The sequence below is a fragment of the Flavobacterium sp. LAR06 genome, assembly GCF_041946075.1.
Classification (GTDB): Bacteria; Bacteroidota; Bacteroidia; order Flavobacteriales; family Flavobacteriaceae; genus Flavobacterium.
On the sequence record NZ_JAUTYT010000003.1, the window covers coordinates 280816 to 294253 of the forward strand.

Annotated in this window: 4 protein-coding genes and 3 pseudogenes; 3 read left to right on the top strand and 4 right to left on the bottom strand. The window is 36.0% G+C overall.

From position 1 onward, the window contains the following. Nucleotides 1-3 precede the first annotated feature (3 nt). The 4 genes and pseudogenes from Q7C23_RS06285 to Q7C23_RS06300 all read right to left on the bottom strand — a co-directional run. Entirely contained in the window at nt 4-7764 is a 7761-nt protein-coding gene (locus Q7C23_RS06285) for a SpvB/TcaC N-terminal domain-containing protein (protein WP_375031702.1), read from the bottom strand. 328 nt (nt 7765-8092) lie between these two features. Then, nucleotides 8093-8788: pseudogene (locus Q7C23_RS06290) on the bottom strand (IS6 family transposase). A 70-nt stretch (nt 8789-8858) separates the two neighbouring features. Further along, nucleotides 8859-11168 carry a glycoside hydrolase family 95-like protein gene (locus Q7C23_RS06295; RefSeq protein WP_375031703.1) on the bottom strand — a complete coding sequence of 770 codons (2310 nt, stop codon included), beginning with the start codon at nt 11166-11168 and terminating at the stop codon, nt 8859-8861. 318 nt (nt 11169-11486) lie between these two features. Beyond that, a pseudogene (locus Q7C23_RS06300) lies at nt 11487-12152 on the bottom strand (IS6 family transposase); the annotation flags it as partial. Between the two features lie 51 nt (nt 12153-12203). Here Q7C23_RS06300 and Q7C23_RS06305 point away from each other — a divergent pair. The 3 genes and pseudogenes from Q7C23_RS06305 to Q7C23_RS06315 all read left to right on the top strand — a co-directional run. Further along, nucleotides 12204-12590: pseudogene (locus Q7C23_RS06305) on the top strand (IS1 family transposase); the annotation flags it as partial. A gap of 91 nt (nt 12591-12681) precedes the next feature. Continuing rightward, nucleotides 12682-13302, top strand: coding sequence for a zeta toxin family protein (locus tag Q7C23_RS06310; protein WP_294963350.1), 621 nt, complete (start codon nt 12682-12684; stop codon nt 13300-13302). Next, nucleotides 13254-13415 carry a hypothetical protein gene (locus Q7C23_RS06315; protein WP_260672770.1) on the top strand — a complete coding sequence of 54 codons (162 nt, stop codon included), beginning with the start codon at nt 13254-13256 and terminating at the stop codon, nt 13413-13415. The genes Q7C23_RS06310 and Q7C23_RS06315 overlap by 49 nt, the downstream gene beginning before the upstream one ends. Nucleotides 13416-13438 lie beyond the last annotated feature (23 nt).

The following is a 13438-nucleotide window of genomic DNA, read 5'->3' on the forward strand; positions in this document are numbered from 1 at the left end:
TTCTTAAGGCCTCATTAGCGGTGCCGCTTCAGAAGCCAATGTTCTTGGAATTCCGTATGTAGTTCCCCACAATAAGCTGTGAAGAAGTGGTGGCAGCGCGGGATCAAAAATTAATCCGCCTACTCCCATGTTTCTTGGCCTTATATCATTGAAAATTGTTCCTAATCTTAACGAACCTCTACCCCATCCGTTAGCAAAAACAAAACTAAAAGCTCTTGGCGCCTCACCTGCTGATCGTGTAAAAAGCATACCGTCGCGCATAAAAAATTCAACGCCCATATCTCCAAGTCTGGCAAGTCCTTGTTCCTGCGCTTCAATACCCATTGCGCCAAAATTTCTCACAAAGGCATTGCCAGGGCCAGTTCTTTTTACCCACCATTCTCCTAAATTAGCAACCTCTGCGCCAGATCCCCAACCAGAACTGCGCCAAGCTGCATCGGTTGATTCTGCCACCAGCCTGTCAGCAACTTCTATAGATAACGAGGGAGCCCGCTCTAATCCCGTAACTGTTGCTCTTGCTGCCACTGTACCTGTCTCTCTTGTTAAAAGAGTAGCTCCTGTTCTAAATAAAAGTCTTCCTCCACCCATAATAAGTGATTTTACCAAGAAGACATCAGCGACTGCCATTCCAGCCCAAAATATTCCTCGTCCATAATTACCATGTTGAAAATGATTAACAGATTCTCTCCCAGAACCCCAAACGGGTATTAAACTTTCCCAAAACCCAGGTTCCCCTACAGATCCATCATCTGAAGGTGCTGCCTCAGGTGCTGTTATAGCGGCTGGTGTTGGTGCTGCAGATGAAGGAGAAATTGATGATGGGGGCGGACTTAAAACTAAAGGTGAAACACTTGATCCACCTGAAGCTCCACATTCTGATCCTATACCCAATTGCATATAAACACCCAATGTAGGATGAATACCGGAACAGGTAATTGGTGACGAAGTACTTGAACCGCTCCATTGCGGTAAATTAATAAATGGACCAACTCTAGCGCTTCCATCAAAATTTAATGTCAAACCAAAACTCGATGTTGGTCTTTCATCAGACTGATTTCCTGTTGGATCAGTTGCCATTAAAGGATTTCCTTTACAATAAGCATAAACATTGACTCCATCACCAATTCCGATAGGATCACAATTTAGCCATCGTCCCAGCCATGGTAAATAATATCTTGCACTGTGATATTCCAATCCTGTTTCATCGTCCCTTTCCATTCCCGTAAAACGATAGCGTTTAGCCGCAGATTTAATGGCTTTATTTGTTGCCTGGTAGGCAGTTGTGCCAAAAGGATGATATTCTTCGTAAGAAATGAGTTTTGCGGCAGAAGTTCCATCCAGTTCTAATGCTGATGATCCCAAATGATTATGAAGCTGATAACGTACCAGTTGTTTCTCGGTATTATCGTCAATGTCATTTCGGGTTTCAATCATCACAAAACGATGGCCGTCATCCAGCAAACTCAAACTTTCTCTTTCTAGTCCTGCTTTCGTACCTGTATATTTTTTATAAAGTTCATAACCCGCAATATAAATACGCTCCTCTTTTTTGGTTGCTGTTCCACCAGCTGAAGCCTGATTTTCGGTTATTTTGCGAATGCGCTGTCCATTTGCATCGTATTGATAATAAGTAATAATCGGAATTTTATCAGCGGTACAATGCTGTCTTGTTGTAAGGACTACTTCTTCTTTAAAATTCCAGCTGATCTTTTCGAGATGAGGCAATTCTTCCAGAAAACCGTGTTTTACATGGTGCTTGTATTTGGTGTAATTGGCTGAGTTGCCATTGTCACCAACCTGAGTGCTTTTTATTCTATTATTTGCCGTTTCGTATTCATAACTTCTCGTCCAGTTTCCATTAGCGGCAACGTGCTTCATTTCCTTAATATTACCTACCGCATCATATTTATAGTTTTGCGTATACTTACGAACTGCTAATGGATCACCTGAACTTACCGAATGCATAAAAGGTATATCATTCCAATTATCACAGGCACCAAAATTTAATGCATCACTATTCTCTCTGCCTTTTGCTTCAACTAATCGGTAGAGCGCATCATAAGTATATTCACTAAGTGGTTCAATTATAGTATTGGCAAAAAAACTTATCGGAATTGCCTTGTCTTCGATTGCTGTAATATTTCCTATTGCATCAAAAGTATAGAAGAGGCTTTGGAGCAGGCCACCATTTTGCCTTTTGCTTTCTAATTTTGTTAATCTGAAATTTTTAGTATCATAATAAAAATGTGTAGTGACGCCATTTCCAAGAATTATTTTTTCCCGTTTTCCTTTTTCATTATACGTTATACTCTTAATATATTCAGTCGGACTAGCAGCTCCTGAATGCAGTATGCTTTCTCCATCCAGAAGACCTGTTGCATTATAAGAAGGTGTAATTATGCTTCCGTCCGGTGCTATTTGCTGGCTTATTCTCCCTAATGCATCTGTTTGGGTAACAAATGTAAAACCTGGGCCGAGTTCCAGATCATTAATTAAATTTCCGGATATCCAATTGACAGTTTCTTTATAATTTTTAGCAATTTTTCTGATGGTTGCTACAGGTTCTCCTTTAAAATTGTAACTGGATGTATCAACTAAACCTGCTGTGTCATAATGTTCTATAACCCGTCCCAGTACATTCTTATTTTGCAGTGTTAATTCATTAAATCTGTTTAGATCGGTCCGGGTTCCTGTCAACAAACTTTCACCATAAATGATCTTTTCAAAAATATGATCCAGAGGTACCGGACCATCACCGCCTATTACTTTATTAATTACAGGCCGATGAAAATCATCATAGAAATATTGAAATTCATGTTCTCTTTCATCCCATGTGCGCAGCGGATTGCCCAGAATATTCTGAAATAACCATCTCTGTCCAGAATCCATACTTTTATGATACACCAGGTTACCCAGCATATCGTATTTATTAATTATAACCAGGTTTCCTAAATTGCTGTTCTCCGAAATTTCCCTTGCATCAAAAACGGAACGAAGATTACCTTCAACATCTAACAGTATTTTGGTTCGATGAAATTCATCTCCATCTGTTATTCCATTTTTGTAATGAGCAAGCGACAGAACGGGTCTTCCTAAAGTATCAAAATGGATTACATTTGGCGTATTTGCATGTTTTGCTGCTTTTTCTGCTGCTTTTTTTTCTTTAATTGGATCCTTTTCTTCCGCAATAAGTTCCGCATCAATTAATCCGTTTATTCGGTTTTGATACCATGAAGATTCTAAAATCGTATCGTTGGCATCATATACTTTTTGCCGCCACGAATCGAATTCCACTCGTGAAAGAGTCCCATCCGGCATTTTACTTTCTATTAATCGCCCTAAAGCATCATAAAACATAATGGGTGTTACTCCCGTTTCTACCAATTCTTTATAACTTTCATATTGCCACGACAACGAAAAATAAGGTTCATATTGTTTTACAACATTCCCTTTATTATTTTTAATACTTCTTCCATTACCAATCCAGCGTAACTGTTTCGGATTCAACAAGGAAGTATCAATCGAATTTATTGAAATGGAATGATCCGGGTTAATAATAACTTTCTTAGCAACACCAGCTTCCGCCTGCGTTTTTTTCATTACAGTTTCTCCTGTGCCATTGGAATATTCAAATGCAATCTGAACGGGAGAATCTACAGCTTCTTTAGTATGTTTTTCTCTAGTAATTGAAGCTACTGCCGCGGGTTTTCCTGAAGTCGTATAATTATTAAGGTCATAAATAAATATTGAAGTGGCATGTTGCAATAAAGCCTTTCCTTTACTGATTAAATCGACTGAATCTGAAGCCTGCAAAAAATTCTGTATTTCCGCTGACTCTGTGTTATCTGTTATTTCTGATATACCGCTAAGCTCATCTGCATCATTTCCCTTACCCATAACCGCCGTCGCTTTAACAAGCCCTAGTTCATCGATAATTACTTCTGAAAAATTACCATTAATATCTCTCATTTTTTTGGGAGATAATGTGCGAAAATTAAAATTTTCTACTACGGATTTATTGTTTAAGGCATCTTCTGTTTCATTGATAAATAAAAAATATTTACCATAATATTTAACTTTAGTTAAAGCTCCGTATGAATCTGTATAAGAGACTGGACAATAGAATCTATTTTGGATATCAGCCTGATTTTCTGATGGCGTTTTAAACTGAACAATGCCCGAAGATATCCACCAATTATCATCTCCTTCACTATTTTTAAATTTGCCTTCAGTTAATAATGTTGGATTAACTTTTGATTCAAAAATATCGAATACCAATTCCGGAGTATAGGCCAATTGATAACTTTCAAAAGGAATGGCCAGCGATTCTAAATGATGCAGCAATAAAGGATCTGTCAAATTATTTTTATAATAAACAGAACGGACATGTTCAATTAATCTTTTTTGAGCCTTGCTTCCTGCTGGTTTGTCGATTTCGTGATAAAAAAGAGCTGTTGTTTTAGTATCTAAAAGGATGTCTTTAAATTCTTCTGGCGCAAAATACGTTTCAGCCTTTGGAACTTTTTTTAGTTCGTATGTTTTTGTTTCAGAAGGAAGGCGTACTCTATTTACATTTTCATCAAATACATCATTCGTAAATTGATTTTGAGTAAAAATTATGATCGTTTTATCCTGATCTTTTTGCGTGACTAACGGAAGTGAGGCATCCGGCAGTAGTCTGGGATACACTACCGACGCAGATTCTAAAACATTTCCATATTCGTCTAATTTTATATTAAGAGTATGACTAATTCTGGGATCATCAACATTACGTTCATAGCCATATGAAATTGCTTCGCTCTCTTTTACTATAAATATTGCATTCTTATTTTTGCCCTTAGGCTGCAGCATTTCGATTATGCAATTGTGTGTACTTACCGTAAAAGGGATAAGTTCTTTTTCAAGGGCATCTTGCTCATTTTCAAATTTTTCAGCATCATATGCGAATATTTCTGAACGCAGTGCCATGCCTTTGCAAGCGCGAAGTGCTTCTCTCCATTCCTGAGCAGAAAGATCGCTCAGTACTGATTGATCGATGCCTGGAGCGAGAATTATTTTAGCATCAGGAAGTGACTTTTCATTATGGACCACATTTAGATTAAGCTTCCTCTTTATTTCCCGATACCAATAATCATCTTCAAACTGATTTAACAATTTATCTTTCTCTAGCAATGCGCCCGTATGATTCCAGCTTTTAGTAATAACGGGGTCCTGATGAAGATCTTTCTCTGTAATATTTGATGCCCCACTTTTTACCCAATGCTCATATGTTTCAGAATCTATTTTTTCAACCATTCCAAAACCTCGGAATTCTCTTTCAGAATGATCAAAGTAACCGTGATGGTATTTATATTCACTTACAAATTTATATCCTGATATTTTATCTTCGGTAGTGGTTTTAGAGATGCAATGCACCGGAAAATGAAGCTTTGTATTCCATGGTTTTCCTGCCAGTTTATCTTCAATATAGAATTTCGTCGAAGGCTTATATTCAATTGAAACTTCCTTTCCCAGATTATTCAGATAATTTACCATGATATGTGGTTTTTTACTGTTCATCAGGTCAATATATTTCAAGGGAGTATTTGCATCTTTTGGTAGTGAACTCGACCATACAATGCAGGATAAACCGTTTCCGAGCAGATCTGCTACTGTTACATTAGATTGAGGGTGCACTTCGGGAAAGGCATCAATTTCAAAAGGTGTTTTGCTAAAATAGTTCCCGCTAAGATTCTTCCAGCATGTAAATTTATTTTTTCCCAAGTAAATTATATCTGCGGTTCCTGAACCATCAATATCAGTCAATTTTAGATAGGAGGGGTTAAATGAATTTTCATTATCAAAAACAGGCGGATTATCCATGGCAACTTTTGCTCCAAATTTTCCATAACCCAGATTGGGCCAGAAGCAAACTTCTCCATTTCGTATCCTAACAATGTCTGTCAATCCATCACCTGACATGTCGGCGAGATAAATAGTTTGTGTAGCGTCTGCAAAAACAATATTTGGTCCTTTTTCTTCGTCAAACGATTTCTTGGTTTTTCTCGCATCACTATAGCCATTTCTTCCCTCAGAAGCATACCAGGTAAAAACTTGTTCATCAGAAACAACAACATCTGGTTTGCCATCACCATTTAAATCCAGCAATCTTATATTTGACGCACCAAAGTCTATATTAGGCAAAGTTTTAAAGGTCTGTAATCCATGCCATTCATTAGCATCATTCAATTCAAAATATCCTTTTGGCTCATTACCAAAACTCACCAATTGTTTTCCTCCATCAGCATCAAGATCTGCAAATTGAAGTTGTTTATTTAATCCTGCAAATGAAGGTTTAAGAGCGACTACTTTTGCGGCCTCAAATTTGCCGTCACCAAGATTTTGTTTGTAATACCAGCTCCTTGCCTGCTCCGTAAGAATCCCCGGCAAACCTTCATTGAATAAATCTACAAATTGAAATAAACTTTCATCCAAACCAATTGGTGCGTGAATTAATTCACTGGGCAAAATTGTTTTTACCTCCTTATTCCAATCGAGATTTTGATAATTAAATTCTAAAGCCGGTAGCTTTTTATGAGAAAATGAGCCATCTGTTTTTTTTATATATCCAAAAGAAGTAACTTTTGTCAGGAAGGTAAAATTTTGCTCTATACTAGTATTATATTCAAAATTTAAGGATTTAATTAATGTTTTGCTATCTGATTTGTCCTGTTTTAATGCCAGTTCACTGAAAACATGAAATAATAAGACTCTTTTACATAAACGGGAAGTTCTAATCTCAAAACCATTTTTATAATTTGAAAAAGCATCAGGCCTAAAATCCCATGAATTTATTTTATCAAAAGGCTGATTAATAGTATCTGTGGTTCCATAATCAAAAACAGTTTGAAACATATAATCAGTTTCCGGAGGAAAGGCATCACCAAAATTTTTATAAGGTGTTTTATTTCCATAAAGAACTTTATCGGGATAAAGATTTGTATAGGTTATCAAACCATTTTTTAACCGATTTCGATTATGAATTAATGATTGGTCGATACCTTCCTCATCTTCTTTTTTGTAAACATACTGAGAGCAATTTCCTTTATCATCAAAAACAAATTCTGGCAGCCAGTTACAAATTTTTGATTGATCATCAGGGTCTGCAATAACAGCATTATCTGTCCATCCAAACAATGTAGTTCCGTTATCTTTATTTATAACCCGCCACTTAATTCTTCCCGTACTGTTTTCAATCCAGCGCTCAATTCGTGCAAACAGACCTTCTATTCTTGGCCTGTAATTTCTAATTACAAATAATCCATCTGGAGAATTTCGTTCATTAATTAAATAGTCTCCATTTTTCAATTGAAAGCTCCCGTCTGTTTTTTTTTTGAACTCGGGAACTAACTCCTCTGCATCAGAAAGCAAATAAACATCAGACTCAATTCCGTCTAAATATTGAGGTAATTCCTGATCTGTTTTTCTTTTGATTGATCCTAAACTTAAATCCCATCCTAATCCAAAAATACCATTACCAGATCCTGAATTATATGAGATTCCCAAATTGGGAGTTACATTCCGTGCTGACGAAACAGGAAGCGGTATTGAAAAGCTCGAAGTTCCATTTACAGCATTAACAGAAAATTTTTCATCAATGCCTTTTATAGCACCTCCTCCATTAGGTAAGGAGATTGAAGGTACTTCTATTGAATTTGTCTTTGTTTTTCCGCCATCTGTTTTTAGAAATTCATCGCCAGATTTCGTTTGAGATTGTTCTTTCATTTTACTTATTTTTTTGGTAAGGCAAAAAATATATGAGAGGCAAATAAATGGCAAGTATGTAAAAAATCTAATTTTAGAGACCTTAAAAGTGTAGTATATTCAAGAATTAAGTGCTATAATTTTTAATGCAAAAAATATTTCAAAATAAATAATAACACATTGAAATATTGACATTTACAAAAAACAAAGATAATTAAATTTTAAAATTACAATGTATATTTTGTAAGAAAAAAAACAATAACTTTTATACGGAAGATATTTATTACTATTTAGGATGAGTACAAGATCATTAATTAAGAACAACTTGGTTTTGTCGCATCTGTCAGAATCAAATATAAGAATTTAAGTAATTTAAAAGTTGGCCTGTCAATTTACAGAATGATTTAAACATAGTTATCCCTTGTTCAATCATCTGATTCTTTCTGGGCATATGCACAACTTCAATTCCGCCCAATGTTCGTCTTGCCGATTCAAAGCTTTTAAAGCCTAATCCGTTTTGTATTCGCCACTTGATAAAACGATGATCCTGTTCTACAATATTGTTGAGATATTTACACTGCCGGATTTTAATCTTTGAGAACGAACGCTAGTTATATACTTTGATAGCTGCAGTATTAGAACCGCTTTTATCAATGTTTATTACTCTTGGCCTGCAGTTATTACTAATTGCTTTAATTAGAAATGACTGAGCGCTCATTCTCTGTCTTTTTCTGGTCAAAAGAAAGTCTACTGTATTGCCTAATTTATCTACCGCTCGATATAAATAACACCAAATACCTTTTACTTTGATATAGGTTTCATCCGATCTCCAGCTTGCCCCCACTCTGCCTTTTCTCTTCTTCATCTCTGACTCAATGAAAGGTGTAAACTTATAAACCCAGCGCTGGATCGTGGCATGATCCACAAGCCCCCCTCTAATCCTCATTATTTCTTCAACATCCTGGTAACTAAGTGTAAATCTTAGCTTGAAATATACTGCCTGAAGAATTATGTATTTTGGATAACAATGACCTTTAGTATTCATCTTTTGATCGGTTTAAAATTCTAAAGATAAAAGTTATTCAAAGATGCGACAGAACCGAGCAGATACTTCTCTATTCTTTATTCTTTAAAACAATCCATCCTTCTTTCTCAAATTCCAGTTCAATAAATTCATCTGAAACCTGTTTTATATTTGCCTGATGACTTGATTCAATCTTCCAGTTTTTAAATGGTAATTTTAATTTGGTTTTTCCGCCTTGCTCTGCTACAATCTTAGTTTCTGTTATAATTCCATCTTTCTTTGAAGCCCTTACCAGAAATGCTCCCTCTGCTCTTAATTTATCAAAAGAAATGTCTTTCCATGCCGCTGGTATAGCAGGCATGATTTCCATAAAACCAGCATAACTTTGTAATAACATTTCCTGTAAACCAGCTGCAAAAGCAAAGTTACCTTCCAGCGTAAAAGGACGGTACTGAAATTTTGAATAGCCCGATTTTGTCTGATCTCCATTGACATGGAAACTATTTTTAAGACAAAATGCCTTAGCAAAAATCTCCAAATCTTTGGCAGCGCCTTCTCCATCTTTTGCCCTTGCTTTAAGATTGGCCATCCAGGAATAAGAATAACCACACCAGTAATCTGGCCCAATTTTATCTACCAGGCTAATTGTATTTTTGATGATTGCTTGTGATTTTTCCCCATCTTCCCACTTAATGAGCCCCAGTGGATGAATTGCCATCAAATGCGAAAAATGTCTGTGAGATTCACTGTATGGCATTGTTGGTGTAACCATCATTTCATTATTTGCTGTAAGCGCATAATCCGGAAATTCATCTAGTATCTGTTTCCAATGACTTGCTTCCTGCTTTAAACCCAGCTCATTTGCCAGTTCTGTTGCTGCTTTAAAAGTAAATGTCATTAATGCCAGATCATAATTAGAACTTTGACTAAACCAGGCACTAATATCATTATCATTCATCTCAGGACTAGAACTAATAGGTAATTTCCTAAAACCTTTTTCATCTTTTATTGTGATTTGCTCCAAATGTTTTGCCGCATCTTTAATCCATGGATATGCTTTTTCTTTCAAAAATTTGCGATCCATACTGTAACGCCAATGCAAATAATAATGCTGCCCCAACCACGCAGATACGGTAGGAGAAAATGAATATTGGATCCATCCGCCCATTTCAGTACCATCAAGTGTTGTAACACCAGGTACCGCCAGACCATCATTTTGAAAATACATTTTGGTATAGCGCTTATAATTTGCTTTATTTTCTTCCAGATGATCAATATATCCCATAGCTTCTTCCATGTGATTTCCACTATAGGAAGGCCAATAGCTTAACTGCGTATTTAAATCATGATGATAATCGCCTTTCCACGGAGGCAGACGTCCATTATCTGCAGTCCAGACAGCCTGCAAAGAAATGGGTGGAGCTCCTCTTCGGACTGCAGAACCAAATTTATATTGTTCCAAATACCATTGTTTTTCTAATAAAGCATCCGGTACCTGAATACTGGATTGGTTCCAGAATTTTTTCCACCATGAAACATGACTTGCTAAATCTTTATTATACCCCTCTTCTAATGTCTTTTTTGCAATATTCTCCGCAACAGGGTTTATTTTTTTGTCTGGATACTGAGAAGTAATACTCCAGACCCCTTCGATAGTTGTATCATTTATTTTCTTCCAACTCACACTAATCTGATACTTAAATCCTCCCCAACCTTCTTGTTCATACGATATGGCATTCCCCTTTTGGGTTACCTTGCCTTGTTTGTATCCCAGTCGTGCTAAGTCATCACCTCCTACCGGATTTCCGGATACTTTAACTTCTCCCTGATATTTAGGGGTAATTAAATGGGGTATAAAATCTTTTTTTAAATGCTCAAAACGAAACCATCCAACGGGTTTAACAGCGTGCACGAATGTTTTTAAAACGGTTCCGTTTTCCCATTTCACTTCACATAAGGCATCTTTAAGAGAAAGGTTCACAGCCGAAACCGCTCCCCAATTCTGAATTTCAAATTCCAATGCACCACCGGGTATTTTACTTGGTGCGGGCTCCGTATCATAGGGCTCATCAAAATATTTTTGTACGATACCATAATCGTTCTTTTGTACCTGTCCTTGTACCCATTTGTAACTAAACTCCTTACGGTGCAAACCTTTCATTGGTCGCATATCCCATAAATCAGCGCGATCTAAGGACATGTGTAGCTTATTCCCTTTTTGCCATACTAAAGCCCCTACGATTCCATTTCCCAGCGGAATACCTTCATCCCAAGTTGTCGAGAGTTCCTTAAAATTTAGTTCGTGTTTTGCCACTACTTCTTTCTCAGCTACAGCTTGTTGTGCATTTACGCTATAAGAAGTTATAGAGGCTAAAATTAAAACCAGATAAAGTTTCTTCATTTTAATAATCATAATGGTTAATTTTCCTTTTAGTGTTTTATTTTTGGTTTTTATACTGCCATTGCTATGAGGAGTTCCGTAAAAAGGTTCAGATCCTGCATTACTGTAATGAGCTATTAACCATTGTATTCAACTTCATAAGTTATTTATAATTTTCCGTCAGATGTAAACAAATAAAATTGTTAGCCTTTCGCATCTTAATATATGTCATTTTCATGTACTTTTTCTTTTCCAGAAATGTCAAATACATTCAGCTTCATCGCTTCGGATCTGTCGCATCTGTCAGAATAAAATATAAGTTTTTAAATGATTTAAAAGTTAAACTGCCAATTTACAAAATGATTTAAACATAGTTATCCTTGGTCTAACCATTTGATTCTTTCTCAGCATATGCACAACTTCAATTCCGCTCAATGTTAGTCTGGCCGATTCAAAACTTTTAAAACCTAATCCGTTTTGTATACGCCACTTTATAAAACGATGATCCTGTTCTACAATATTGTTGAGATATTTACACTGCCGGATTTTAATCTTTGTGAATGAACGTTTATTATATACTTTGATCGCTGCGGTATTAGAACCACTTTTATCAATGTTTATTACTCTTGGCCGGTAATTATTAGCAATTGCTTTAATTAGAAATGACTGAGCACTCATTCTTTGTCTTTTTCTGGTCAAAAGAAAGTCAACCGTATTGCCTAATTTATCTACTGCTCGATATAAATAACACCAAATACCTTTTACTTTGATATAGGTCACATCCAATCTCCAACTAGACCCTACTCTGCCTTTCTCTTCTTCATCTCTGCCTCAAGCAAAGGTGCAAACTTATAAACCCAGCGCTGGATCGTGGCATGATCCACAAGCACTCCTCTAATCTTCATTATTTCTTCAACATCACGATAGCTAAGTGTAAATCTTAATTTGAAATATACCGCCCTGAAGAATTATGTATTTTGGATAACAATGACCTTTAGTATTCATCTTTTGATCGGTTTAAAATTCTAAAGATAAAATTATTCTCAAATGCGACAGAACCAAGGCAAAACTTATGAAGTCGATGAGCTGTGCACTCATATCAGACACAAGAAAAATTATATCTGGCTGGTTTATGCATTGGAAAAGAATTCTAAAACAGTTGTGAGTTTTAATGTTGGGAAACGAACCAATCAAACGCTGAGTCGTGTTTTGGAAACTCTAAAATTATCAGAAGCTAAAAAGATATTTACTGACAGATTAAAAAATTACAGATATTTGATTGACGAGAAACTGCATTCTGTCAAGCGTTTTGGTACAAACCATATTGAAAGAAAAAATCTGACACTCAGAACCCATCTAAAAAGACTCAACCGCAGGACAATCTGCTTCAGTAAAAGTTTAGTGATTTTTACAGCTGTTTTGAAGATTTATTTTTGGATTTGACCAGTAAAGCAGTAAGTTTATTCTCCAAAATCATGTTCATAAAATTATTGACAGGTGTTTATTAAAGTTGAAATTTCTTATCTTTGTAACAATGAATAAAAATCTTTATATAATAGCAGGCTGTAACGGTGCAGGTAAAACTACAGCCTCATTTACAATTCTTCCTGAGATATTGCAGTGTAAAGAATTTGTAAATGCGGACGAAATTGCAAAAGGACTTTCTCCTTTTCAGCCCGAAAAGGCAGCCTTTGAAGCGGGAAGAATAATGCTTCACAGAATTAATGAATTATTAGCCAACAATGAAGTCTTTGCTTTCGAAACGACTTTAGCCACTAAAAGCTATAAGCAGAAAGTGATTGCAGCTCAGGAAAAAGGTTATAAAGTGGTGCTTTTGTTTTTTTGGCTCAATAGTGTTGATCTCGCAATTGAGAGGGTCAAAACAAGAGTTCAGGAAGGCGGTCATAATATTGAAACCGATGTTATTAAACGCAGGTATAAAAACGGAATAACAAATTTATTTGATATATATTTGCCTATAGTTAATGAGGCATTGATTTTTGACAATACAGCTGTTAAAGCTGAATTAATAGCGCAAAAAACTTTAGGCAATGACATTGAAGTTATAAATGAAATCAAGTTCGATAAACTCAAAAATGACCAATCATGGGAGAACACAAAACAACAACGACACCGACTCAGAAGAAGATTATAGAGGCAATGGATAAAGTTTCTGAAAAACTAATTGAGTTTAAAAAGAAAAATAACAGCGATTTAGTTGTCATGCAGGACGGTAAAATCGTAAGAATAAAAGCCAGCTCTTTGTAAAAATATTATTTCAATTACAGCGC